We start from the raw sequence: 24165 nt of genomic DNA on the forward strand, positions 1-24165 counted from the left end.
CCAGTTCATCTCATGCCGGGGTGGCGGAATTGGCAGACGCACAGGACTTAAAATCCTGCGGTCAGTGATGACCGTACCGGTTCGATCCCGGTCCTCGGCATTTATATGCACCCATAGCGCAATTGGATAGAGTGTCTGACTACGAATCAGAAGGTTGCAGGTTCGACTCCTGCTGGGTGCATTGTTCGGGAAGTAGCTCAGCTTGGTAGAGCACCTGGTTTGGGACCAGGGGGTCGCAGGTTCGAATCCTGTCTTCCCGATAAACAAACTTTAGGTTTGTTTTAGTTTTATTAGCATTAATTCGCGGTGTAGCTCAGCTGGCTAGAGCGTCCGGTTCATACCCGGGAGGTCGAGGGTTCGATCCCCCCCGCCGCGATTTGGCCGGACCGCTGCAAGGGCTTTGGACCTTTAGCTCAGTTGGTTAGAGCAGACGGCTCATAACCGTCCGGTCGTAGGTTCGAGTCCTACAAGGTCCATCTATTGATGGAATCGTAATAGTGTTATTTTTTGGAGGATTACCCAAGTCTGGCTGAAGGGAACGGTCTTGAAAACCGTCAGGTGGGTCAAACCACGCGAGAGTTCGAATCTCTCATCCTCCTTTTATATTATCGCGGGATGGAGCAGTCTGGTAGCTCGTCGGGCTCATAACCCGAAGGCCGTAGGTTCAAATCCTACTCCCGCAATTGGTCCGTTGGTCTAGCTGGTTAGGACGCCTGCCTGTCACGCAGGAGATCACGAGTTCGAGTCTCGTACGGACCGTAATATGGCTCGGTAGCTCAGTTGGTAGAGCAATGGATTGAAGCTCCATGTGTCGGCAGTTCGATTCTGTCCCGCGCCATTATAATTGAATACTTGTTATGCGGGTGTAGTTCAGTGGTAAAACCATAGCCTTCCAAGCTATTGTCGCGAGTTCGATTCTCGTCACCCGCTTTGCATTAAATGGGCCTATAGCTCAGCTGGTTTAGAGCGCACGCCTGATAAGCGTGAGGTCGATGGTTCGAGTCCATTTAGGCCCATTGGAGAAGTACTCAAGTGGCTGAAGAGGCGCCCCTGCTAAGGGTGTAGGTCGCGCAAGCGGCGCGAGAGTTCGAATCTCTCCTTCTCCGTTATGTGTTATTATGACCCGTTGGTCAAGTGGTTAAGACACCGCCCTTTCACGGCGGTATCATGGGTCCGAATCCCATACGGGTCACTTTGATGAGTTACAACAGCATTTTTATATTATCGCGGGATGGAGCAGTCTGGTAGCTCGTCGGGCTCATAACCCGAAGGCCGTAGGTTCAAATCCTACTCCCGCAATTGGTCCGTTGGTCTAGCTGGTTAGGACGCCTGCCTGTCACGCAGGAGATCACGAGTTCGAGTCTCGTACGGACCGTAATAATAAAAAAGGAATTCTATTTTAAATAGAATTCCTTTTTTTATGTTGCTGGATAATAGACATTTGAATATGAGGGTGTTATTGGATTAACGAGACTAGAAAAGATGGCTTGGTAGCTTGTAGAATCTCGCCAGTGATCTAAGTCATAATTGGTAGCCCATAACGTTAATAAAATGTATTCATTAATATTATTATTGTCTTTTAGTAATAATGCTCTTAAGAATGGTTTTTCTGAATTATCAAAAATTTTTAGTTTGGTTAAAGCTACAAAACTTTTAATTTGGTCGTTATTTAATTTAAAAAATGTAAAATTAAATAATCCACGTAATTCGTCACTACCTGATGATTCTATAATGGAAAATGATTTACCATATTTGAAAATTGAAGGTTCATTTGACACATCGATTAATTGATATTGTAAATCATCTGGATCATTATTGGATTGAAGTAACTTAAATGATCTTTCAGGATAGTTGGATATATATTGGGTTAATAGGTCTTTGGAACCAAATGTTACGTTTAATTGATTAGCGATGGAAATCACTTCCTTTTAAGACTATTATGATACTAAACTAAAATTATATATGGCTTAATATGATAGGGAGATCAATATGGTGAAAATAACGGTACTTGGATATTATGGTGGCTATCCTTTCAATGGTGACGGCACATCTTCATATTTAGTACAAACAGAAACTTTTAATTTATTATTAGATTGTGGGAGCGGTGCTTTAATTGAACTTGAAAAGCATTTGGATCCACTACAACTTGATGCAGTCATTTTAACACATTATCACGCAGACCATATAGCCGATGTTGGAGTTTTACAACATTATTGGCAATTAGCTAAGGGAAATAAAAAAACGCCCATATTGCCAATTTATGGACATTCTCTGGATCAACAAAATTTTGAGAAACTAAACTGGCCCAATGCAACAAAAGCATATTCATATCAAGTCGGTCAAAAATTAAACCTTGGACCACTTAGTGTTACTTTTTTTGAAGTCAAACATCCCGTAAAGACTTTTGCGATGAGAATTATGAATAGTATGACTAATGAAAATTTTGTATTCACTGGTGATACAACAACTATAGATGGTTTAGCAGAATTTGCGAAAAATACTGACTTGCTGATTACTGATACTAATTTTCTAGATATACCTGATGGACCTAAATGGCATTTAACCGCTTCAGAATCAGGTGAATTAGCAAAAAATGCAAACACCAAATTACTCATGATGTCTCATCTTCCACAGCACGTGTCAACTGCTGATTTAATTGTAGCTGCACAAAAAAGTGCAGGATTGATTAAGGTAGTTACAGCATATAAAGGGATGGTAACGGTGATAGATCGGCAATGATTAACGCCATGTTTTTATAACTTTTATTAAAAGATTAACATTAGAAAATAATATAATTGTGTACAAGTAAGTAAAATACTGAAAGGGTTTTACATGGCTATTGAAATTAGACTATCGTACTTTATATCTTAAATATGTCTTTTAACTTGATAAATATTTTTTTGAAAAAGTGTTTATTTTTTTTAGGTGGTGTTGTATACTATAAATATAGAAAAGATATATTACTTGATGAAGGGGGCAGATATTTATGGTTACACTTTACACATCTCCAAGTTGCACATCTTGTCGAAAAGCACGTGCATGGTTAGAAGAACATGGTATTCCATATCAAGAAAGGAATATTTTTTCAGAACCACTAACGATGGATGAAATTAAAAACATTTTACGAATGACTGAAGATGGAACTGAGGAAATCATTTCTAAACGTTCTAAATCATTCCAAAAGTTACATGTGAGTGTAGATGATCTGCCTATGAAGACATTATATTCGATGATTCAAAATGATCCTGGTTTATTAAGACGACCAATTATTATCGATGATAAGCGATTACAAGTTGGATATAATGAAGATGAAATTCGTCGTTTCCTACCACGTGATGTACGTGCAATGGAATTAGCACAAGCAAGAGAACAAGCCAATTTAATTTAATTATTAAAGACTCAATACGGGATTAAATGTGTTGAGTCTTTTTATGATTCGTTTTCTTTACTTTTTTTGTAAATAAGTTACAATAAACATTGAATTATCAATATTAGTTTGAAAGGGGCGTTGGCATAATGGAAATGGAACGAATAAACGAAAATACAATTAGAGTTTTAATTGGAAATGAAGATTTAACTGAACGTGGCATTACAGTGCTTGATTTATTGGGTAGTCATCAACAAATTGAGAGTTTCTTTTATAGTATTCTGGAAGAAATTGATACTGAACATCAATTCCAAGATAATGATTCTGTAACGTTCCAAGTTTTGCCAAATAAAAATGGCCTTGAATTATTTATTAGTAAAAATGGCTTTGGAACTGACGAAGATAATGAGGATGGGGTTGAGATTTTATCTGATAGTGATGATGAAATTTCAGATTTTTTAAAACGCCAATTACAACAAAAAGATAGCCGAAATACTAGTATTCAAGATGACGATGATGATTCTGATGAAGACCATGTTGATGCGGCAATTAAAAATACTGATATTGAAAAAACAAGTATGATAATTAAACTAAATTCATTTGAAGATATGGTACAGATTGCTCGAATTTTACGAGTTGAAAATGCAGTTTCTAATTTGTTCTTATTTAATAACAGTTATTACTTAGATGTAACATTCTTTGCGGATCAACATACACCAGAAACGATTAAAGATGATTTGGCAATTGCCTATGAATATGGAGTTAAGACTTCAGTAACTACAGATGTACTAAATGAGCATGGTAAAAAAATCATGGATCAAAGTGCACTTGAATTGACCCGATTCTACTTTAATAAGTAAAAATGGAAACTATTAATTAGTTTCTATTTTTTTTGCACTTTTTTCGTATTTAATTTTTGGGTGATGAAATGTTATTAGCTAAATTAAATGGAAAAATTGTAACTGCAAATCAATCTCTAAATCGAAAATATAAATACTATTGTTTAGTGTGCGGAGAACTAGTTGTTTTTAAATGTGGGCATGTAATGATGCCATACTTTGCTCATCGAAAAGGTAGTGATTGTGTTGGTAGTGAAGGTGAAACTAGTGAACATTTATTAGGGAAAAAGCAAATTTTTAATTGGGCAGAAAAAATGGGATATCAACCACAGTACGAAGTATACTTTAAAAAAATTAAGCAACGACCAGATATTTTAGTTGAGGTTGATGGGTACAAAGTTGCGATAGAATTTCAATGTAGTCCGTTATCACATGCTCGATTATATGAAAGAAATCAAGGATATCGTAAATTAGGTATTAAATTTATTTGGGCATTAGGTGCACCGTATCGACGTAAAATGAGAGATGAGAAAGTAGCTCAGTTTACTCAAGTAATTAATCAACAATTATGTATTGTCTTTTGGAATACGCAGACAGCTAGCTTTGAATTTAATCGATCCTTTAATTCAATTGAATTAATTAATAATCAGCAACCATACAAAATTACATTAAGTCAAACTGAAACGATTAGTAAAAAAATAATAACCAGAGCACCTGATATAAAACGAATCGCAGAATTATGTTACATGCAGCAGCATGATTTGAGGCTGATTCCAATCGTTGCACATTATCAGAAGGATGATTGGCCATTAATGTCAGTGAAACGTACTTTTTTTCAAACAGAACTACTTTTAAAGCTAGAACAATTTGAGTTGAAAACATTGTGGACCAAAACTGATTGGTTATTATTATTGGGATCGATTGCAAAAGGTAATTGGTTATCATTTGAGTGTGTTAGACAGATTAAAAGGTATCAGCAAAGATACTTAATTGAATTTACGAATGAATTGATTGCCGCTGCAATAATTAGGACTCAAGATGAATTGATTTACTTGAATCAATATCCAGTTTGGTTTCAATCTGAATTTGAAAAAAATGAACAAATAAAAAACGTTCCATGAGGGAACGTTAGTAATGCTTAAATAATATGCAAACTTGAATGGCGTTGGTCTTTTAAATTTGCAACATAATGATCAGTTGAATCTAATTTTGTAGAACAAATTTCAGATAATGCGTTGTAACTAAAATTAGGAATTAAAATACCATCTTGTTCAATTGTTGAATTAAAAACAACAGCTGATGATTCATCAGTCACTCCCATTTCTTGGGCTAATTTTTGATCATCTTGAAAACAATTCTTAGCAAGGCTGGATGCACGGTCTTCAGAAAACATTTCAGTATCTAAGCCAATTTGGTCGGCAATTATTACACTCATTGATGGAGAATAATTTTGGCCTTGTTTCATAATGGCTTCCTGCATTTCATATAAAAATGCACGTCCTTTTTTTCTTCCTTGAAAGGAAGCTGCTTTATAATCTAGAGCAATATCAAGTAAATGTTGTGTAATTAGATTTCTAAGTTTTAAATTTCGAGGGTCTAAATTTAATTGAGTAATTGTATTGGTTACAGTTTTCATATTAACTAATGGCAGAAACTGAATTCTGACATGTCCATTAATATTTTGTTTGAATTTCAATGCGTCTGATTCGCATTGCATACAATGTGAATCAAGTGGATTGACAAATAAATGAATTTCGAACAAAATAGATCCTCCTTTTATCGATAACTAGCTATGTATATCCTTTTACTTGGACTACTTTAAAATAAATCGGGCGAAAGTTCAATCAAAACGACTTTAAATATGTCCGTATAAATCACTAAACTATTTTTTCAAAGATTCGATTTGTTGTCAAGATAAATTATAATAAACTGGGTAGTTATTAATTAATAAATGCACAAAGTATGATAAAATAGTAAAAGATATTTAACGGGAGGCGTATGCATGATAGAAGATTGGAAACATTTTTTACTACCATACCAACAAGCTGTTGACGAGTTAAAAATTAAATTTCGTGGGATGCGCAAACAATTTCAAGACTTGAATCAACATGCTCCAATTGAATTTGTGACTGGTCGGGTTAAACCAGTAGATAGCATTAAAGAAAAAATGATTCGACGACATGTTGAGGAAGACCGGTTAGAACAAGACTTACAAGATATTGCCGGCTTACGTATTATGTGTCAGTTTGTTGAAGATATTTATCAAGTAGTTGATTTATTAAGAAAACGAACAGATATGACAATTTTAGAAGAACGAGACTATATCACTAATGCTAAGAGTAGTGGGTATCGTTCATATCATCTTGTAATTGAGTATCCAGTCTATTTAGTTACAGGTGAAAAAAAATTATTAGTTGAGATTCAAGTTAGAACATTAGCTATGAATTTTTGGGCAACCATTGAACATTCTTTAAACTATAAATATCAGGATGATTTTCCTGAAGATTTAAGTGAAAGACTTCAAAGAGCTGGGGAAGCTGCATTTAAATTAGATACGGAAATGTCGGAGATCAGAGAAGAAATTCAAGAAGCCCAAAATTTGTTTTCTTATGGAAAAAAAGATGGTTGGTCTAATTTTGAAAATCAAGACCATGAGCGTACTGATGATACGCCTTAATTAAATACAGAGGTAAATATATGAAGGTTTCTATTTATAGCAATCATACTGATGATTCAAATCGAGTATGTGAATCGATTATGAATGAATTGAATAAAACAAATATTAAAATCGATGATGAAAATCCTGACGTTGTAATTACTATTGGCGGGGATGGTACGTTATTATCGGCATTCCATCATTATGCACATCAGATTGATAATATTCGATTTGTAGGAGTTCATACTGGTCACCTTGGTTTCTATACTGACTGGCGTGATTTTGAAGTTAGCGAGATGGTCGAGGGATTAGCTAGTGACAATGGACAAAAGATTAGTTATCCACTGGTGTGTGTTGATATTATCTATACGGATGGAACGGTAGATAATTTTACCGCTTTAAATGAATCGACTGTTAAAAAAATTGAAAATACGATGGTATGTGATATTTATATTAAAGGTGAGTTATTTGAACGATTCCGGGGTGATGGATTATGTGTTTCAACACCAACTGGGTCAACTGGTTATAATAAGTCAGTTGGTGGGGCAGTAATTGATCCAAGCTTAGTCGGATTACAATTGGGAGAAATTGCCTCAATTAATAATCGTATTTTTAGGACATTAGGTTCACCAATCATTGTTGGTAAAGATCAGTATTTAGATTTAGTTTTAAATACTGATGAACAATTAATTGTTAGTGCTGATAATCTACAAGCACATAATATGGATAACAAAAAGAAAATTGCTAAAATTCATTATGAAATTTCACCACATCAAATTTCATTTGCAAGATATCGGCATACTAGTTTTTGGAAACGAGTTGATGAAGCATTTATCGGGGGCATTAAGTGAGATTTTCTTGGACATATGAAGCAAAAGAGCCAATTAAAGTAAGAACTTTTTTGGGAATGAATGGAGTTACCAGATCTTTATTAGTCGTCGCCAAGTATCATGGTGGCGATATTTTATTGAATGGTGAACATGTTTGGACCGTTAATTTAATGCAACAAGGAGACACGGTTACATTAGTCTTACCCAATGAACCAGCAACAGATCGAGTGGATAGCTGTAATGAAGCCATTGATATTATTTATGAAGATGATGATTATTTAATTTTGAATAAGCCAGCAGGAGTAGCAACTGTACCAGCGCACCATGTAGTCACTGCCGATAGCTTAGTTAATCGAATTAAAGGCTATTATCAACGACAAAATTACCCGGATCAAGTAACCCATGTGGCAACTAGGCTGGATAAAAATACTAGTGGGATTGTTATTTTTCCAAAACATCGGTTTGCACATGCCGTGATTGATCAGCAATTAAAGCAGCATCGAGTGGTTAAAAAATATCAAGCGATTGCAAGTGGTAATTGGTACGTTAATCATGGATTGATTGAGGCCGCAATTCAAAGAGATTCAGAATCCTTTGTTAAGCGTGAAGTTGGTCCAGATGGAAAATATGCAGCAACCGAATATTGGGTAAAAAAAAGATATCATGATGCTACACTTGTAGACATATTGTTACATACTGGTCGGACACATCAAATAAGAGTTCATTTTAAATTTTTAGGTCATCCACTAATTGGTGATGATATGTATGACGGACCAGGTGGAATGACACGACAGGCATTACACTGCTATTATGTTAAATTTTTTAGTCCGTTTAAAAATGAATATATTGAATTAACTTGTGATGTTGCCGACGATATGAAAGACTTTTTAGCGAATCAGCAATAGAAATTACACTTGAATAAAATATCAAAAAAATAAGCACTCACATGTATAATTGTGAAGTGCTTATTTTAATTAGTGGATAACTTTAACGCAGACACCTTCAGGACAATGGATGTCTTTTTGAATGGTAGTCATGAGTCCAGATTCTTGATTACGTGTATAAAGGGTAAGATTATCGGTATTTTGGTTAGCGACAATAATAAATTTTTCTGTCGTATCTAGCTCAAAGTCACGAGGGAAATCACCTTCAGTTGAAATAGATTGGATGAGTGTTAATTTAAATTTATCATCAATGGCGAAAACAGCAATTGTATTCTGACCACGATTTGAATTATAAAGAAATTTACCATCTGAAGAAATGTGAATAGCAGCAGCGCCGTTATGTTCAGTCCAATCAGCAGGAATAGTTTTAACAGTTTGTATATGTTCGAATTCAGCTGAGTCACTATTATATGAAAGTACTTCGACTTGGCTACTAAGTTCACCCATGAGATAAGCAATTTTACCATTTGGATGAAAGACAATATGACGAGATCCAAAACCGGGTTCGCTATGATAACGTGAAACCGCAGTTAGCTTGCCAGCATCACTTATATCATAGATGACAACTAGATCCATACCAAGATCACAAACGACTAATCGATTATCGGGTGTTAAGTCACAATAATGGACGTGTGGCGATGATTGCTCAGGAGCAGGTCCAGTTAGGCCTTCTTGAGTAACTGAGTCGGTTAAGGTTAATGAGCCATCATTATTAGTTTTCATAACATCAATCGTAGCTAAGTGGTAATTACCACTAAACACAAGTTGACGAGCTTCATCAATTCCAACGTAGGCAGGTGGAGCACCGTCAGCGAGAACTTTATCCGCAGCTGTAAATGAATTATCATTTAAATCGAATGAACTAATTCCACCTTCATCGTTTTCTTTAACAACAGAAAATAGGTGATGAGATTTTGAAATTGCTAAATAGGTTGGGTTGGAAGCTTTAATGATTAATTTTGGTTCTGTTAAAGTTTTAGTTTCAGTATCTAATTCAACTGTATAAATACCTTCACTAGTTTTTTTTGTGTATGTACCAATTAAAAAAGTTTCTTTCATGATTATATGCTCCTTTTTAATTTATGAACTTAGTTTAGTATAATGGTTATTTGGTTTCAATACTAAGGTAATCATAAATATGTTAAAATTAATTTTATAAACAAGTCGAGGTGGACAATGAAGCAAAATGAAAATGATTCAAGTGGTAAAGTACATTCAATCTTAAATTTGATTAAGCGAAGTCAAATTGTTAGTGCACTAGTCATCATTTTATTAGTGCTACTAGTTTTTTTAGTAGGAAGCAAGGTTTCTTGGCTATTTAATCCAGTTAAAGATTTTTTGAGTATTGTTGGATTGCCAATTGTGTTGGCTGGGGTTTTTTATTATCTACTGAATCCGTTAGTAGACAACTTAGAAAAGCATTTTAAGATTAATCGAACATTAACAATTTCATTTGTCTTTTTAATTTTGATTGGTTTAATTGTTTGGGGAATCTGGAATTTAATTCCAGTAATTAATCAGCAAATTCAAAGTATGGTGTCATCGATACCATCATATATTGATCATATGAATAAAGATATTAATGGTGCATTGAAACAACCGCTATTTTCGCAATTCTCAGATCAAGTTGAGCAATGGACGAAGATGGCTGGGGATGAATTATCGGTTAAATCAAGTAGTTATATTAAAACAACCGTTAATTCATTAGGTGATGTTGTGGGTACAGTTACTACTGTTGTAATTGCCTTGATAACAATGCCGTTTATTTTGTTTTATTTATTACGAGATGGCAAAAAATTACCATATTACATTGCTAAATTTGTTCCAGACCGTGGCAAAAAATCATTTTTAATTGTTTTAACTGAAATTAATGATCAAATTAGTAATTATGTTCGTGGACAATTAACAGTTGCATTTTTTGTTGGAGTTATGTTCTGGTTAGGGTATCTGACAATTGGCTTGAAATATGCTTTAACAATTGGAATTATTGCTGGCCTTTTAAATATGATTCCATACTTAGGATCATTTTTAGCAATGATCCCAGCTATTTTGGTGGGAGCGTTTATTTCTCCGTGGATGCTAGTCAAAGTGTTAATCGTATTCGTGATTGAACAGACAATTGAAGGCCGGTTGATATCACCATTAGTTTTAGGTAGTAACCTGAAAATTCATCCAGTGACAATTATTGTTGTGTTGTTAGCATCAGGTAAAATGTTTGGTGTGATGGGAGTTATCTTTGGGATTCCAGGATATGCGGTGTTAAAAGTATTGATTACTCATTTGTTTGATTGGTACCAAACTAATTCACCATTATATGAAACTAAAGCACCAATTAATTTGAAAAATGAGGATCAAGATAGTTGAAAAAAATAGAAATCGGTAAAGAGTTCGTCAGAGAACATCTGGATTTATTTAGGTGTGCTGTTTGTAAATTGCCAGCAGCAACGGTGGAAGGTAATAGTTTAGTTTGTCAAAATGGTCATCAACTGGATTTTAATAAACAAGGATACTTGTATTTTTTGTTTAAGGCAGTTAATGGGGAATATGATCGCGAGATGTTAAGTTCACGTAGAAAACTGTTGAATAAAGGTCTGTTTGCACCAATTGTTGATGAAATTGTGGAAGAATTAGATGCAAAAGCACAAACTATTTTGGATGTTGGTTGTGGTGAAGGGACGCCGCTGAAGTATCTAGAAGATTTACGAATGAGAAAAGATACTGCTATTGGCTTTGATATTTCTAAAGATGGAATTGGACTGGCAACACAACTAGATACTAATGCATGGTTTTGTGCGGCGGACTTAAGACAATTGCCATTTAATGATCAAACCTTTGATACAATTTTAGAAATTTTTTCGCCGTCTGATTATGCTGAATTTAAGCGGGTGCTTAAACCTGGTGGAACTTTAATTAAGGTAATTCCTAATCCAGAGTATTTAATTGAATTGCGCCAATTATTATATCCAACTGGTAATCATCAAACTTATGATAATTCGGCTGTGGTTGAATTATTTAAAAATAAGTTTGCTGATTCAGTTGAAAAGCAAGTTCGTTACAAGTTTGCTCTACCTAATGATTTGAAAACACAAATGGTTGAAATGACCCCATTACATTGGGGTAAAGATGCTAAAAAATTAACTGAAACTGAATTAATAAATTTAAAAGAAATAACGGTAGACGTTACTTTATTGATTGCAAAAAACAACCTATCCTAGGTAAGTGTTTGCATTTTAATTAAGCAAGTGTTAAATTTTACTTAACATCCTTTGGTAGCTAATTTTGGCGTTGTCAGAACTGGTTAGCCAAATGAATTGCATTAAAGTAGCGTTTCGCCGTGCCCATACCGAAACCCTGCTTTTTTTATTGTCTAATTATCATATATTGAATGGAGAATTATTTTGACTAACCATATCGCACTTTTTGAACCACTAATGCCTGCTAATACAGGAAATATTGCACGGACATGTGCAGGAACTGATACGCACTTGCATCTGATTAAGCCGTTAGGGTTTTCTGTTGATGATAAGCATATGAAACGAGCTGGATTAGATTATTGGGATAAAGTCGATATTACTTATCATGATAATTTACCTGCTTTTATTGATAGCATTCCAGATATCAAGCGGTTATTTATTGTTTCTAAATTTGCTAGTCGTGACTATTCAACTCCTGACTATGCTAATACTGAGAACAAGGATAATTATTTTTTGTTTGGTAAGGAAACAACGGGATTACCAGAAGCCTTTATGCGGATGTATCCAGATAATGCAATTCGAATTCCACAAGATGATACGAAAATTCGGGCATTAAATTTATCTAACAGTGCAGCAATTGTTATCTATGAAACATTGCGACAACAGGCATTCAACGGGCTAGAACGAATTCACGAATATCAAAATGATAAATTAAAGTAAAATAGTAAACAAAATTAATTGAGATGAGGGCGCTAAACTTGGCAACCAAACGTAAAAAAACAACTAAACGAAAATCGAAAAAAGTATCGTCAAAAAAATATGATGCGGCGCTAAATAATTTACAAGGTGTGATTTTAGTTTTAATCGCGCTATTTGGTTTTTTTAATTTAGGGGTTGTAGGAACTTTTATTGCTAATATATTTAGAGTGGCAGTTGGACAAAGCTATCAATTTGTACTTGCGGTGTTAGTTTTATATGGTGTTTTTAAAGCATTTACTGGTAGATGGCCAAAATTTAAAGCCAGAATCATTGTAGGCCTTTTATTAGCCTATATTGGAGTTCTAGTGATGTTACATGTAGTAATGTTTAATCAACTAAATCTACATACAGATTTTATTGAGTTTACTTGGAATAGTTTGAATGAAGATATTGTACAAGGCAGTTTAACTATGCCAGTTGGTGGTGGTATGCTGGGAGCTTATTTGTATACAGCATCTTATTATTTGATTGCCAATTTAGGTACTGTTTTGGTTGCTTCACTACTACTAATTATCGGAATTATCCTAGCATTTAATATTCCAGTTACTAACCTATTAGGCAGTGCTGGTGATAAAATTAAACAGTCAGTTGAATGGTTAAAAGAGAAAAAAGAAATTCGTAATTCACAAGCAACAAAAGAAAAGAAACCTGATCAAGTTAAACAAAAAACTAAAAAATTGCCTACACCAATTAAAGAGAAAAAGAGTTTAGTTCAAGATTTCTTTAAACCTGATGAAACAACAAGTGATGAAGAACAGATAAAGCCTGCTTCGTTGGCACCAAAAGTACCTAATATTACTGTAGCAAGTCACAGCTCAGCCAGTGAGTCATCACCAGCTACCAATGAAGAGGTTGATTTAAAGCCGGCTCAAGAAAGTGAAAATGAAGACTATCAATTACCACCAACTACATTATTAACCAAAGTTGAGGCGACTGATCAAAGTGATGAGCTTAAATCAATTCAAGAAAACACGAAAAAGTTGACAGAAACACTGGCATCATTTGGTGTTGAAGCACAGGTTGAAAATGTCAATTTAGGTCCATCAGTGACTAAATATGAATTGCATCCTGCAGTTGGAGTTAAAGTAAGTCGGATTGTTCATTTAGCCGATGATCTAGCACTCGCATTAGCAGCTAAAGATATTCGAATTGAAGCGCCCATTCCAGGTAAATCACTAATTGGGATTGAAGTACCCAATCGACAAATTGCAACAGTTGGGTTTAGAGATATGGTTGAGTCAATGCCTAAGCATGATAAGGTATTAGAAGTACCACTTGGTCGCAGTGTTACAGGTCAAGTGATGATGGCTGATTTAACTAAGATGCCTCATTTATTAGTTGCGGGTGCTACTGGGAGTGGTAAGTCAGTTGCAATTAATGGAATTATTACTAGTATTTTACTTAAAGCAAAACCACATGAAGTTAAATTCTTGATGATTGATCCTAAAAAAGTTGAACTTAGTGTTTATAATGGGATTCCGCATTTATTAAGTCCCGTTGTTTCTGAACCCAAACGAGCATCGAAAGCATTAGCCAAAGTTGTTGATGAAATGCAACGACGGTATGAATTGTTTTCAGGATTCGGAGTTCGTAATATTGCTGGATATAACAAAATGGTTCGAGAATCAAATGAAGAGAAACAAGAAAATCAACCGTATTTACCATTGATTTTAGTTGTGGTTGATGAACTTGCTGATTTGATGATGACGGTATCTAATGATGTTGAAGATTCAATTGTCAGAATTGCGCAAATGGGTCGAGCTGCAGGAATTCACATGATTCTTGCAACGCAGCGACCATCTGTTGATGTTATTACTGGTTTGATTAAAGCTAATGTTCCATCACGAGTTGCCTTTGCAGTTTCTAGTGGAATTGATTCTAGAACTATTTTAGATAGCAATGGGGCTGAAAAGCTACTTGGACGTGGCGATATGCTATTTATGCCAATTGACCAAAACAAACCAGTTCGAGTTCAAGGTGCATTTATTTCAGATACGGATGTGGAATCAGTAGTTGAGTTTATTAAAGCTGAACAACCAGCGCAATATGATGACGCCATTGTTGTAAAAGATGAAGAAGTCGAAGCGAAGGACGTTGATGAAGATACGGATGAGTTATTTACTGATGCAGTTGATTTTGTAGTTAATCAACAAAAGGCATCAACATCATTAATCCAACGCCGATTCCGAATTGGATATAATCGTGCCGCTCGAATGATTGATGACATGGAACAAAGAGGTATCATAGGACCGTCTGACGGTTCCAAACCGCGACAGGTTTATAAGCAAGCGGCAGATGATTCTGATGGAACCATCTAAATATTTATAATTTTAAGTTTTAATCATAAAAAGGCTGAACAAAAATAATTTTGTTCAGCCTTTTATTTTAAAATATTAGAACCAACCGATTGCAGTTACTGCACTTAAAAGTGTTCCTGCAAGCATTGAAATGATCATCAACCAAATTGCAATGGTGGTAATTTTTTGAAACTTTGATTTTTTCTTTTTTTCTTGTGCCATTATTAATCCTCCGTTTATCAATCCATTATATTCTACCTAAAAAGGTTAATGATTACAATTTACAAATATTTTCTTTTTCTTAAAATTAAGTAAGTAATTAAACAAAGTACGATTGTAAAAATCATTAATAAGGTAAATGCAGAGACAAGTCTGGCGCCAGGTAAGTTAACATTCATACCATAAATTCCACCAATGATTGTGGGGATGGTCATAATTAAAGTTAACGAAGTCAAAACTTTCATAACGTCATTTAAGTTATTTGAAACGACTGAAGAAACCATATTACTATATTGTTCTAATATTTCGCCTTGTGTTTGAGCCATGGTCATTGCTTGTGCATTTTTTAGTGCAACGGCTGCGATAATATTGGAAAGGTCATCGGTGCTGAAAATCTTATGGCTATTGCTGATGTCATCAATCACGGCTTGATTTTGAGCTAATGATGACTTAAAATCAATGATTGTTTTTTGAATTGCCATAATTTGATAAATTTGTTCATTTTCAGTTGCAGAAGTAAGTTGTTTTTCTAATAAATCCATTTGCGTTGCAGTTTTATCTAACGCAGTTACAAAATCTTTAGTAATAAACCAGATTAATTTAGCCGTGAAGTTTTCATAGTTGTTGATCATTCCTTTGAGACTAGACTGATTCATAACGAAATGCTGGATGAATGATGCTGGGTGGTTTGAAACAGTAATAATTGAATGTTTAGTTATGACGAATAAAATTGGAAAGGTGCTATGGGTTAGATATCCAAGTGGGCTGGTTTCGTATTTGGGGTATTGTAATAGAATGGTTGTAGTTTCTTGTTCATTATTATTAAAATTAACACGTGAAGTTTCTTCATTCTCAAAGACTGATGATAAACTAAATTGGCTAATACTAAATTGCTTTGAAATCTGCTGAATTTCAGTTTTACTGGGACTTTCTAAGTTAATCCAACAATGGTCAGCCTTGACAGCTTCAGAATTAGTGATCGTAATTAGATTTGGTGTATCCATTGTGAAATATTGAATCATTAGTAAACCTCCTAATTAACTCCTATTGAATCGAGAGCAACTATTTTCTATAATGAATGGTAATGAAATTAAAAGATAGCGAGAACAAATAAATGAATTCATTAGTTTCTAAAATTGTCATTCAATTATTAATTATTATTATAGTGTCATTCATCGTCGTTTTAATCAAGAAGGTTATGATAAAACGTGGTAAAACAATGTATGGTTTTTATGATCTGTGGCCGATTTTCACGCTTTATTTTGGAGCACTTAATTTTAATTGGTCATTATTTCCGTACGTTATAATTGGTTGGATGGGGATCGGTATTCTTTTAGTTTTGATTGAGATAATTCATAATCGTGAAGTTTTGTTTAAACAATTTTTCTTTCTTTTTTGGAGGATTACGGTTGTTTATACCACTATCGCATATTTATTATCAATATTTTGGCTAATTATGGGATAATTCCCCACTACTATTTTTAATGATATTATCCATATATACCAAGCTTTCTGAACCTAGAAAGCTTGGTATTTTTTTAACTACTATTTTTTTATGAAAAAAGTGGTGGAAAGTGGGGAGTTGTGGTAAACTTATTACATGCTTAGATGAAATGGGGGTGAGTAGTCGTGTTTATGGGAGAATTTTCACATAGTATTGATGCCAAAGGACGACTAATCATTCCTGCTAAATTTCGTGACCAATTGGGTACGCAATTTGTTGTTACCCGTGGAATGGATGGTTGTCTTTTTGGCTATCCAATGAGTGAATGGGAAGTGCTAGAACAAAAATTAAAAGAATTACCACTGAATAAAAAAGATGCGCGAGCATTCGTACGTTTTTTTTACTCAGCTGCAACAGAATGTGAATTCGATAAGCAAGGGCGAGTTAATTTGCCTCAAGCTTTGAGTGAACACGCTGGCCTTGATAAAAAGTGTGTGGTTGTTGGAGTTTCAGATCGTATTGAAATTTGGAGCGAAGACAGATGGAACAGCTTTGCAGAAGGTGCAGAAGAGAACTTTGACGAAATTGCTGAAAAACTAGACTTTGGATTTTAATTAGGGAGTGTAAGAAATAAATGACTGAATTTAATCACATCACAGTGCTCTTAAACGAGGCAGTGGAAGGCTTACACGTGAAACCAGATGGTATTTATGTCGATGCAACACTAGGTGGCGGTGGTCACAGTGAAAAAATCGTTGAAAAATTAAATCAGTCTGGTCATCTATATTCATTTGATCAAGATCAAACTGCAATTGATTATAACCAAGAACATTTAGCTAAATATGTTGATGAAGGAAAGCTTTCCTTCATCAATACAAATTTTAGGAATATTACTGAAGCATTAAATGAACGTGGCATTACCGAAATTGATGGAATTGTTTATGATTTGGGTGTGTCATCACCACAATTTGATGATGGTCAACGTGGGTTTAGCTATAACTATGATGCAGAACTCGATATGAGAATGGATCAAAGACAAACGCTAACTGCAAAAGAAATCGTTAATGAATGGCCATTTAATCAGTTGATGCGAATTTTAAGTAGATACGGGGAAGAAAAATTTGCCAAATCGATTGCTCGTTCAATTGAAAAGCAAAGGGAAATCAAACCGATTGAAACTACATTTGAACTTTCTGACATAGTAAAAGAATCAATTCCAGCAGCGGCCCGTCGTCATGGGGGGCATCCTGCTAAAAAAAGTTTTCAAGCAATTAGAATCGCAGTGAATGATGAACTTGGGGCATTAGAAGATTCACTCGAACAAGCATTGAAGCTACTTAGGGTTGAGGGACGGATAAGCGTAATTACGTTCCAATCATTGGAAGATCGATTGGTAAAGAGTATGTTTCGTGAACAAGTAACGATTCAAGACTTGCCAGCAGGACTTCCAGTCATTCCTGATTCAATGCAACCTGATTTTAAACTTATTAATAAAAAACCAATTGTTCCAACAACTGAGGAGTTAGATAACAATCGCAGAGCACACAGTGCAAAGTTGAGAGTTATTGAAAAAATACGAAAATAAAGAAGGATAGGTGACTATCATGGCAATGAATACAGCAGAACAATTAGATGATTATTACGACAATACAGTATTACAGGCAAATCCTGAACCACTTAAGCAACCTGGACAAGCAGTTGCTCCGGTGCCAGCAAGTGTACCGTCGAAAATATCAGTGTCTAAGTTCGAAATAGTCGTTGCCGTTTCGTGTGTTATAATGACGTTATTCATGGCGCTATCGCTTGTTACTACAAAAAATCAAGTGATAAGTGCACAACATCAACTTCAAAATGTTAATTCTCAAATTACAAAAGTTAATAGTCAAAATGATAGCAATAAACAAGTTATCGATGAACTAACTGGGTCAACACATTTACAGCAAGTTGCTCAAAAGAGTGGGTTGTCAATTAATTCTGATATAAGGAACGTCAATAAGTAATGAATAAAAAATCGAAGCGAACGATGGGACATAAAACAACAAAAAACAGGAAAATCTTTGGCCAGTGGCTATTTTTCTTTGTGGGGGCGTTGTTTTTATTGCTCATCGTTCGTTTTGGTTACATTGGAATTATGAAAACTGCACATGGTGTCAGTTTAGAAAACCGAATTGATATTTTATATACACAAAAAAGTGTAATTCAAGCTCGCCGTGGCCGTATTTATGATTCAGAAAAAAACAAAATTGCAGAAAATACTAGTACATATAAAATTTATGCAGTCTTAGATAAAAGCCAAAAAACGACTAGCGGTAAACCGTTATATGTTACTAATAAATCGAAAACGGCAAAGGTGCTATCAAAGTATTTGGGATTATCCAAAACAGAAGTAATGAAAATTCTGTCACCTAGTTCTAAGACCTATCAAGTTGAATTTGGAAATGCAGGTTCTGGAATTTCAATTGAAACTAAGCGAAATATTGAAGATGAAAACTTAACTGGAATTAATTTTGTAGAAAGTCCGGCCAGAGAATATTCTAATGGCTCATTTGCATCACAATTAATTGGAATTGCACAGCCTAAAACTAGTACTAAAACTGGACAGACCAAATTAGTTGGTCAACTTGGTTTAGAGAGTATCTTTAATAAAGAGCTGACTGGAACTAACGGTGTTAAAAAGTCTAAAGAAGACACGTCGGGGTACCAAATTGATGGGTCTAAAAAGAAGGCTAAAAATGGGGATGATATTTATACAACCCTGAATACCAAGCTACAAACATTACTTGAAGGTAAGATGTCTGAGGCAGCTAGTGCATCACAAGCAACCAGTATCAATGCCGTATTGATGAATGCTAAAACTGGTGCGATTGTCGCAGCGACCCAACGGCCAAGCTATAATACAGATGATAAAACGATGTGGCGTAATACTTTGGTTGAAGATGCTTACGAACCAGGGTCAACTATGAAAGTTATCACAATGAGCGCAGCCATTGATTCTGGAAATTTTAACCCTAACGCATACTATCAATCAGGTACTTACAGTATTGGTGGTGGTCAAATTACTGATTGGAATACGAGTGGCTGGGGATCGATAACCTATCGAGAAGGATTTGAACGATCAAGTAATGTTGCCATGGCTCATCTTGAACAAACTATGGGCGCTAAAACTTGGAAACAATACTTAGATGACTTTGGTTTTATGAAAAAAGTTAATGTGTTAGGAATGACTAATGAAAACAAAGGTAGTTCTCCATATAGTGGAGCTTTAGAACAAGCCAATACAGCATATGGACAAGGTATTACAGTTAACACCATGCAAATGTTGCAAGCATTTAGTGCTGTGGCAAATAATGGTAAAATGTTAAAACCATATTTTGTTAAAAAAATTGTTGATCCTGATACGAATAAAGTAGTTCAAAAAAGTAGTAAAAAAGTTGTCGGAACGCCAATTAAAGCTAGTACAGCTAAATCTGTTTTGAAGTACATGCAAGATGTTATTTATGGTGATAAAGGAACAGGAAGCATGTATCAGATTGATGGCTACCGAGTTGCCGGGAAAACAGGAACGGCCCAAATTGGTTCGGCTACCGGATATGAAACTGGTAGTGGTAATTATGTGTATTCTTTTGTTGGGATGGCTCCAGCTAAGAATCCTAAATATGTGATGTATCTTACTCTGACTAAACCTAAAAATACATCAACGGCTGCAGAAAACTTTATCGCTAGTGTCTTTAATCCGGTAATGAAACAAGCATTGGATACCGATAAGGCCAAAAAAGAGAAGTCGACGCAAGGACGTGTTAATGTACCAGATGTTAAAGGCCAAACAGTAGAAACTGCTGGAACTAAGCTAACATCAGTGGGACTACAGTATGTGGTCCTTGGTAATGGTAATAAAGTTAAGACTCAATCAATTACCAGTAGTTCAGTATTGACGAGCAGCCGAATCTTTTTGATGACAGGTGGTAAAACCACTATGCCGGATATGGATGGGTGGTCAAAAAAAGATGTTGTAACGTTTGCTAAGTTAACAAAATTAAAATTAACAATAAGTGGTAGTGGCTATTTAACTAGTCAAAGTATTAAATCAATGGCAACTATTCAAGATAACCAAACATTAACTGTTAAATTTAAAAAAAATAATTCATAGGAGGACATGTTATGAACTTAGTATTGATTATTGTAACGTTATTAATTTCATTTGGAATGACATATATAGCTATGCCACATTTGATTAAATATTTCCGGGCCAAAAAAGAGGGTCAACAAATTAGAGAAATCGGTCCTAATTGGCATGCATCAAAGGCTGGAACGCCAACCATGGGTGGCTTAGTATTTGTTATCGCATCGACAATAACCGCCATTATTATAGGGTTATTACAATCTTCGTTAACGAATACAATGTGGGCGATTATTCTTACATTTGTCTTATTCGGTTTGATTGGAATGTGGGACGACAGTATTAAGATTTTTAACCATCAAAATGAAGGATTTAAAGCTTGGCAAAAGGCATTGGCACAGATTGTTGTGGCAATGATTTTTGCAGTTATTTACCAACATGAAGGCTTTCAAATGGGATTTGGCACAATGCAATTTGGTTGGTTATATGTGTTATTCATTATTTTTTGGCTGGTTGGATTTTCAAATGCAGTTAATTTAAGTGATGGGCTAGATGGATTAGTAGCTGGATTAGCAACTATTTCGTTTTTAACTTACGCAATTATGGGTTGGTACCAACATAATTATGAGGTAGTAATCTTTTGTCTAGCAATTGTGGGTGCCTTAATTGCCTTTTTCTGTTTTAATAAAAAACCAGCTAAAATATTTATGGGTGACATGGGATCATTAGCTTTAGGTGGAGCGTTAGCAGCGGTTTCAATTATTTTGCATCAGGAATTTTCTTTATTATTAATTGGGATTGTGTATGTAGTAGAAACAGCAAGTGTCATTTTACAGGTGGCATCATTTAAATTAACTGGTAAAAGAATTTTTAAGATGAGTCCAATTCATCATCATTTTGAAATGATTGGTTGGAGTGAAGTTAAAGTCGATTACGTTTTTTGGACGGTTGGCTTACTTGGATCTATCCTACAATTAATTATTTTTTTCATTAATATATAAAAAGGGAGTCTTAAAGAATGCGACAAGTTGATACTTATAAAAATAAAAAAGTTTTGGTGATTGGGCTTGGAAAAAGTGGTGTTGGTGTTGCCAAATTATTAAACCGTTTGGGCGCATTCGTAACATTAAATGATGCAAATACACCATCTGATTTTACCCAAGTCGATGAACTAAAAGCTGATAATATTGAAGTTATCACAGGATCGCATCCATTAGGATTAGTTGATGAAAAATTTACATTGGTTGTTAAGAACCCTGGGATTCCTTATGATAATCCCCTAGTTGCTGCATTTTTAACGAAAAAGACACCAATCGTTACCGAAATTGAAATTGCTAGTGAAGTTTTGACGGGTGAGTTAGTGGCTGTAACTGGAAGTAATGGAAAAACGACAACCACAACGATGATTAAAGAAATGTTAGCTACTGGTAGTGAAAACAACATCTATAAGGCTGGTAATATTGGCATACCAATGAGTGATGTAGTGCAAACGGCCAGTGAACATGATACGGTGGTTGCTGAACTATCAAGCTTTCAGTTAATGGGCACACCAACGCTACATCCACATATTGCGGTGATTACTAATATTTTTTCTAATCATTTGGACTATCATAAAACTCGTGAAAATTATGTGAACGCAAAAATGAATATTACACGAAACCAAACTGCAGATGACTTTTTTGTTATTAATTGGGATGATCAAGAATGGCAAAGCTTAAGTCGACGTAGTCATGCGCAAGTAATTCCGTTTTCTCGTTTAGGGAAAAGTAAAGTAGGAGCTTATCAAGAGAATGGTAAGTTATATTGGCAGGACGAAGAAATTATGTTATCCAGTGATGTTAATGTTGTTGGTGAACATAATATTGAAAATGCATTAGCTGCGATTGCCGTTGCCAAATTAAGTGGGATTGAAAATGACATCATTAAAGAGGTACTGGCATCATTTGGTGGTGTGCGACACAGAATGCAGTTTGTTATGGAATATAAGAACCGAGAAATTTATAATGATTCAAAAGCAACCGATATTGAAGCAACTGAAATGGCTTTAAATGGGTTTAACCAGCCAGTAATATTATTAGCTGGTGGCTTAGATAGAGGATATACTTTTGAAAAACTAATTCCTAGTTTTAAAGAGCATGTTAAAGCGATTATTTTATTTGGTGAAGCAGCCAATAAATTAGCTGCTGCTGCAAAGTCAGCCGGAATTAATCAAATTAAATTTAGTGAAAATGCTGAGACGGCAGTTAAAATAGCATTTGAAATGAGTTCAGATGGAGATGTAATTTTATTATCACCAGCTAATGCAAGTTGGGATCAATATCCTAATTTTGAAATTCGTGGAGATAAATTTATTAAATCAGTTGAACACTATACTGGAAAAGAGGAGGAATAATAATGCGATTATTAGTTTCAGGTGGGGGAACTGGTGGACACATCTACCCAGCGTTATCCGTGATTGAAAGATTAAAAAAAGTAGATTCTGACTTAACTGTTCTGTATGTGGGGACAGAACGTGGTTTAGAGAATAAAATTGTACCAGCAGCTGGAATTGAGTTTAAAACAATTAAAATCCAGGGATTTAAACGTTCTTTATCAATGGAAAATATCAAGACAGTATCATTATTTTTAAAAAGTATTAAGGATGCAAAAAAAATAATTAAAGACTTTAAGCCAGATGTAGTATTAGGAACTGGTGGATACGTTAGTGGTTCCGTATTATATGCAGCAGCAAAATTACATATTCCAACAGTTATTCATGAACAAAATAGTGTTGTTGGAATCACAAATAAGTTTTTAAGTCATTATGTCGATGAAATTGCGATTGCGTTTGAAGCAGCAAAATCACAATTTCCAAGTGATAAAGTAACGATGACCGGAAATCCACGTGCCCAGCAAGTAGCAGAACGAGTTAGTGATTTTTCGTGGAATAAATTAAATTTAACTGATGATGTACCAACAATGTTAATTTTCGGTGGCAGTCAGGGTGCACCTAAAATAAATAAAAGTGTGATCGAAGCAATTCCAACCTTTAATAATCGTGATTATCAGGTAGTCTTTGCGACCGGACAAAAACGCTATGATAATGTTATGGATCAATTAAAAAATGTTGAAATTGGTAATAATATTGTTATCCAACCATATATCGATAATATGCCTGATTTATTACCTAAAGTTGCGGTTATTGTTGGACGTGCGGGAGCAACCAGCATTGCGGAAGTTACAGCTCTTGGAATTCCATCGATTTTGATTCCTAGTCCATATGTAACGGCTAACCATCAGTTTAAAAATGCTCAGGCATTGGTTAACAATGATGCAGCAGAAATGATCTTAGAAGATAATCTAAATGGTGAATCATTAGTGGCTGCTGCTGATGTGTTATTAAAAGACGATGCAAAGCGAAAATTAATGAGTGATGCTGCATATAAAATGGGAATGCGCGACGCATCTGATCGATTAATTGAAGTGATGAAGGCAGCACAGTTGAAACACTAATATTTAA

At 34.9% G+C, this 24165-nt stretch carries 24 protein-coding genes and 15 tRNA genes; 34 read left to right on the forward strand and 5 right to left on the reverse strand.

Going from position 1 to position 24165, the window contains the following annotated elements; translation table 11 throughout:
* The first annotated feature begins 14 nt into the window (after window positions 1-14).
* The 15 genes from FC70_RS07015 to FC70_RS07085 all read left to right on the forward strand — a co-directional run bounded on the left by FC70_RS07015 (window position 15) and on the right by FC70_RS07085 (window position 1375).
* Window positions 15-100 (forward strand) — tRNA-Leu (locus FC70_RS07015).
* A 7-nt stretch (window positions 101-107) separates the two neighbouring features.
* Window positions 108-181, forward strand: a tRNA-Arg gene (locus tag FC70_RS07020).
* A 5-nt stretch (window positions 182-186) separates the two neighbouring features.
* Window positions 187-260: transfer RNA gene (locus FC70_RS07025), tRNA-Pro, on the forward strand.
* Window positions 261-302: 42 nt separating this feature from the next.
* Window positions 303-376 (forward strand) — tRNA-Met (locus FC70_RS07030).
* 26 nt (window positions 377-402) lie between these two features.
* Window positions 403-476: transfer RNA gene (locus FC70_RS07035), tRNA-Ile, on the forward strand.
* A gap of 33 nt (window positions 477-509) precedes the next feature.
* A tRNA-Ser gene (locus FC70_RS07040) sits at window positions 510-599 on the forward strand.
* Window positions 600-609: 10 nt separating this feature from the next.
* Window positions 610-683: transfer RNA gene (locus tag FC70_RS07045), tRNA-Met, on the forward strand.
* A gap of 2 nt (window positions 684-685) precedes the next feature.
* A tRNA-Asp gene (locus FC70_RS07050) sits at window positions 686-759 on the forward strand.
* Between the two features lie 6 nt (window positions 760-765).
* A tRNA-Phe gene (locus tag FC70_RS07055) sits at window positions 766-838 on the forward strand.
* 21 nt (window positions 839-859) lie between these two features.
* Window positions 860-930, forward strand: a tRNA-Gly gene (locus FC70_RS07060).
* An 11-nt stretch (window positions 931-941) separates the two neighbouring features.
* Window positions 942-1016: transfer RNA gene (locus FC70_RS07065), tRNA-Ile, on the forward strand.
* Window positions 1017-1018: 2 nt separating this feature from the next.
* A tRNA-Ser gene (locus tag FC70_RS07070) sits at window positions 1019-1106 on the forward strand.
* Window positions 1107-1120: 14 nt separating this feature from the next.
* Window positions 1121-1192, forward strand: a tRNA-Glu gene (locus FC70_RS07075).
* A gap of 33 nt (window positions 1193-1225) precedes the next feature.
* Window positions 1226-1299: transfer RNA gene (locus FC70_RS07080), tRNA-Met, on the forward strand.
* A 2-nt stretch (window positions 1300-1301) separates the two neighbouring features.
* Window positions 1302-1375 (forward strand) — tRNA-Asp (locus tag FC70_RS07085).
* Window positions 1376-1418: 43 nt separating this feature from the next.
* Here FC70_RS07085 and FC70_RS07090 read toward each other — a convergent pair.
* Complete coding sequence (locus FC70_RS07090) at window positions 1419-1922, reverse strand: antibiotic biosynthesis monooxygenase (protein ID WP_057890308.1); 504 nt, start codon at window positions 1920-1922, stop codon at window positions 1419-1421.
* A 70-nt stretch (window positions 1923-1992) separates the two neighbouring features.
* Between FC70_RS07090 and FC70_RS07095 the strand changes: the two genes are divergently transcribed.
* The 4 genes from FC70_RS07095 to FC70_RS07110 all read left to right on the forward strand — a co-directional run bounded on the left by FC70_RS07095 (window position 1993) and on the right by FC70_RS07110 (window position 5327).
* Entirely contained in the window at window positions 1993-2739 is a 747-nt protein-coding gene (locus tag FC70_RS07095) for an MBL fold metallo-hydrolase (protein ID WP_057890675.1), read from the forward strand.
* A gap of 247 nt (window positions 2740-2986) precedes the next feature.
* Entirely contained in the window at window positions 2987-3388 is a 402-nt protein-coding gene (spxA, locus tag FC70_RS07100; RefSeq protein WP_057890309.1) for a transcriptional regulator SpxA, read from the forward strand.
* A gap of 128 nt (window positions 3389-3516) precedes the next feature.
* Window positions 3517-4227 (forward strand): adaptor protein MecA, encoded by a 711-nt coding sequence (locus FC70_RS07105; protein ID WP_057890310.1) that lies wholly within the window; start codon window positions 3517-3519, stop codon window positions 4225-4227.
* Window positions 4228-4295: 68 nt separating this feature from the next.
* Window positions 4296-5327 carry a competence protein CoiA gene (locus tag FC70_RS07110; RefSeq protein WP_057890311.1) on the forward strand — a complete coding sequence of 344 codons (1032 nt, stop codon included), beginning with the start codon at window positions 4296-4298 and terminating at the stop codon, window positions 5325-5327.
* Window positions 5328-5344: 17 nt separating this feature from the next.
* On the opposite strand, the gene FC70_RS07115 is transcribed toward FC70_RS07110, so the two are convergent.
* On the reverse strand, window positions 5345-5968 hold the full coding sequence (locus FC70_RS07115) for a DsbA family protein (protein ID WP_057890312.1): 624 nt from the start codon (window positions 5966-5968) through the stop codon (window positions 5345-5347).
* A 240-nt stretch (window positions 5969-6208) separates the two neighbouring features.
* Between FC70_RS07115 and yjbM the strand changes: the two genes are divergently transcribed.
* From yjbM to FC70_RS07130, 3 genes are read left to right on the forward strand one after another with little or no spacing between them, the layout of a single operon-like run.
* The gene (yjbM, locus tag FC70_RS07120; protein WP_057890313.1) at window positions 6209-6883 is read left to right on the forward strand and encodes a GTP diphosphokinase; all 675 of its coding nucleotides are present in this window, start codon (window positions 6209-6211) and stop codon (window positions 6881-6883) included.
* Between the two features lie 20 nt (window positions 6884-6903).
* A complete protein-coding gene (locus FC70_RS07125; RefSeq protein WP_057890314.1) occupies window positions 6904-7713 on the forward strand; it encodes an NAD kinase in 810 nt (269 codons plus the stop codon).
* Window positions 7710-8597, forward strand: a complete 888-nt coding sequence (locus FC70_RS07130) for an RluA family pseudouridine synthase (protein ID WP_057890315.1) — start codon at window positions 7710-7712, stop codon at window positions 8595-8597. The genes FC70_RS07125 and FC70_RS07130 overlap by 4 nt, the downstream gene beginning before the upstream one ends.
* A gap of 69 nt (window positions 8598-8666) precedes the next feature.
* Here the strand turns inward: FC70_RS07130 and FC70_RS07135 are convergent, their stop codons facing one another.
* Entirely contained in the window at window positions 8667-9695 is a 1029-nt protein-coding gene (locus FC70_RS07135) for a lactonase family protein (RefSeq protein WP_057890316.1), read from the reverse strand.
* 117 nt (window positions 9696-9812) lie between these two features.
* Between FC70_RS07135 and FC70_RS07140 the strand changes: the two genes are divergently transcribed.
* The 4 genes from FC70_RS07140 (at window position 9813) to FC70_RS07155 (ending at window position 14907) form a co-directional block, all read left to right on the forward strand.
* Window positions 9813-11000 (forward strand): AI-2E family transporter, encoded by a 1188-nt coding sequence (locus tag FC70_RS07140; RefSeq protein ID WP_083478678.1) that lies wholly within the window; start codon window positions 9813-9815, stop codon window positions 10998-11000.
* Window positions 10997-11851 carry a methyltransferase domain-containing protein gene (locus FC70_RS07145; protein WP_057890317.1) on the forward strand — a complete coding sequence of 285 codons (855 nt, stop codon included), beginning with the start codon at window positions 10997-10999 and terminating at the stop codon, window positions 11849-11851. The genes FC70_RS07140 and FC70_RS07145 overlap by 4 nt, the downstream gene beginning before the upstream one ends.
* 183 nt (window positions 11852-12034) lie before the next feature.
* Window positions 12035-12550 carry a tRNA (cytidine(34)-2'-O)-methyltransferase gene (locus FC70_RS07150; protein WP_057890318.1) on the forward strand — a complete coding sequence of 172 codons (516 nt, stop codon included), beginning with the start codon at window positions 12035-12037 and terminating at the stop codon, window positions 12548-12550.
* A gap of 38 nt (window positions 12551-12588) precedes the next feature.
* Complete coding sequence (locus tag FC70_RS07155; RefSeq protein WP_172457057.1) at window positions 12589-14907, forward strand: FtsK/SpoIIIE family DNA translocase; 2319 nt, start codon at window positions 12589-12591, stop codon at window positions 14905-14907.
* 75 nt (window positions 14908-14982) lie between these two features.
* Here the strand turns inward: FC70_RS07155 and FC70_RS09165 are convergent, their stop codons facing one another.
* Together FC70_RS09165 and FC70_RS07160 are read right to left on the reverse strand one after the other, a co-directional pair.
* On the reverse strand, window positions 14983-15108 hold the full coding sequence (locus FC70_RS09165; protein WP_083478679.1) for a DUF4044 domain-containing protein: 126 nt from the start codon (window positions 15106-15108) through the stop codon (window positions 14983-14985).
* A 59-nt stretch (window positions 15109-15167) separates the two neighbouring features.
* A complete protein-coding gene (locus FC70_RS07160) occupies window positions 15168-16127 on the reverse strand; it encodes a magnesium transporter CorA family protein (protein ID WP_057890320.1) in 960 nt (319 codons plus the stop codon).
* Between the two features lie 92 nt (window positions 16128-16219).
* On the opposite strand from FC70_RS07160, the gene FC70_RS09565 reads away from it, so the two are divergent.
* The 8 genes from FC70_RS09565 (at window position 16220) to murG (ending at window position 24158) form a co-directional block, all read left to right on the forward strand.
* The gene (locus tag FC70_RS09565) at window positions 16220-16570 is read left to right on the forward strand and encodes a DUF3397 family protein (protein ID WP_057890321.1); all 351 of its coding nucleotides are present in this window, start codon (window positions 16220-16222) and stop codon (window positions 16568-16570) included.
* Window positions 16571-16734: 164 nt separating this feature from the next.
* Entirely contained in the window at window positions 16735-17163 is a 429-nt protein-coding gene (gene mraZ / locus FC70_RS07170; protein WP_057890322.1) for a division/cell wall cluster transcriptional repressor MraZ, read from the forward strand.
* Window positions 17164-17183: 20 nt separating this feature from the next.
* On the forward strand, window positions 17184-18134 hold the full coding sequence (gene rsmH, locus FC70_RS07175) for a 16S rRNA (cytosine(1402)-N(4))-methyltransferase RsmH (protein WP_057890323.1): 951 nt from the start codon (window positions 17184-17186) through the stop codon (window positions 18132-18134).
* A 19-nt stretch (window positions 18135-18153) separates the two neighbouring features.
* Complete coding sequence (locus FC70_RS07180) at window positions 18154-18549, forward strand: hypothetical protein (protein ID WP_057890324.1); 396 nt, start codon at window positions 18154-18156, stop codon at window positions 18547-18549.
* Complete coding sequence (locus FC70_RS07185) at window positions 18549-20696, forward strand: penicillin-binding transpeptidase domain-containing protein (RefSeq protein ID WP_057890325.1); 2148 nt, start codon at window positions 18549-18551, stop codon at window positions 20694-20696. The genes FC70_RS07180 and FC70_RS07185 overlap by 1 nt, the downstream gene beginning before the upstream one ends.
* An 11-nt stretch (window positions 20697-20707) precedes the next feature.
* On the forward strand, window positions 20708-21667 hold the full coding sequence (gene mraY / locus FC70_RS07190; protein ID WP_057890326.1) for a phospho-N-acetylmuramoyl-pentapeptide-transferase: 960 nt from the start codon (window positions 20708-20710) through the stop codon (window positions 21665-21667).
* Window positions 21668-21684: 17 nt separating this feature from the next.
* Entirely contained in the window at window positions 21685-23058 is a 1374-nt protein-coding gene (gene murD, locus FC70_RS07195) for a UDP-N-acetylmuramoyl-L-alanine--D-glutamate ligase (protein ID WP_057890327.1), read from the forward strand.
* Between the two features lie 2 nt (window positions 23059-23060).
* Window positions 23061-24158: an undecaprenyldiphospho-muramoylpentapeptide beta-N-acetylglucosaminyltransferase gene (gene murG / locus FC70_RS07200; protein ID WP_057890328.1), complete on the forward strand. Its 1098-nt coding sequence runs from the start codon at window positions 23061-23063 to the stop codon at window positions 24156-24158.
* Window positions 24159-24165: the final 7 nt, after the last annotated feature.

It is taken from the genome of Paucilactobacillus oligofermentans DSM 15707 = LMG 22743, assembly GCF_001434315.1.
GTDB lineage: Bacteria > Bacillota > Bacilli > Lactobacillales > Lactobacillaceae > Paucilactobacillus > Paucilactobacillus oligofermentans.

What these genes read in the sequence shown, in the direction of transcription:
- spxA (WP_057890309.1), top strand. Translation starts at nt 2,987, where the DNA reads ATGGTTACACTTTACACATCTCCAAGTTGCACATCTTGTCGAAAAGCA.
- FC70_RS07105 (WP_057890310.1), top strand. Translation starts at nt 3,517, where the DNA reads ATGGAAATGGAACGAATAAACGAAAATACAATTAGAGTTTTAATTGGA.
- FC70_RS07110 (WP_057890311.1), top strand. Translation starts at nt 4,296, where the DNA reads ATGTTATTAGCTAAATTAAATGGAAAAATTGTAACTGCAAATCAATCT.
- yjbM (WP_057890313.1), top strand. Translation starts at nt 6,209, where the DNA reads ATGATAGAAGATTGGAAACATTTTTTACTACCATACCAACAAGCTGTT.
- FC70_RS07125 (WP_057890314.1), top strand. Translation starts at nt 6,904, where the DNA reads ATGAAGGTTTCTATTTATAGCAATCATACTGATGATTCAAATCGAGTA.
- FC70_RS07135 (WP_057890316.1), bottom strand. Translation starts at nt 9,695, where the DNA reads ATGAAAGAAACTTTTTTAATTGGTACATACACAAAAAAAACTAGTGAA.
- FC70_RS07140 (WP_083478678.1), top strand. Translation starts at nt 9,813, where the DNA reads ATGAAGCAAAATGAAAATGATTCAAGTGGTAAAGTACATTCAATCTTA.
- FC70_RS09165 (WP_083478679.1), bottom strand. Translation starts at nt 15,108, where the DNA reads ATGGCACAAGAAAAAAAGAAAAAATCAAAGTTTCAAAAAATTACCACC.
- FC70_RS07160 (WP_057890320.1), bottom strand. Translation starts at nt 16,127, where the DNA reads ATGATTCAATATTTCACAATGGATACACCAAATCTAATTACGATCACT.
- FC70_RS09565 (WP_057890321.1), top strand. Translation starts at nt 16,220, where the DNA reads ATGAATTCATTAGTTTCTAAAATTGTCATTCAATTATTAATTATTATT.
- rsmH (WP_057890323.1), top strand. Translation starts at nt 17,184, where the DNA reads ATGACTGAATTTAATCACATCACAGTGCTCTTAAACGAGGCAGTGGAA.
- FC70_RS07180 (WP_057890324.1), top strand. Translation starts at nt 18,154, where the DNA reads ATGGCAATGAATACAGCAGAACAATTAGATGATTATTACGACAATACA.
- FC70_RS07185 (WP_057890325.1), top strand. Translation starts at nt 18,549, where the DNA reads ATGAATAAAAAATCGAAGCGAACGATGGGACATAAAACAACAAAAAAC.
- mraY (WP_057890326.1), top strand. Translation starts at nt 20,708, where the DNA reads ATGAACTTAGTATTGATTATTGTAACGTTATTAATTTCATTTGGAATG.
- murD (WP_057890327.1), top strand. Translation starts at nt 21,685, where the DNA reads ATGCGACAAGTTGATACTTATAAAAATAAAAAAGTTTTGGTGATTGGG.
- murG (WP_057890328.1), top strand. Translation starts at nt 23,061, where the DNA reads ATGCGATTATTAGTTTCAGGTGGGGGAACTGGTGGACACATCTACCCA.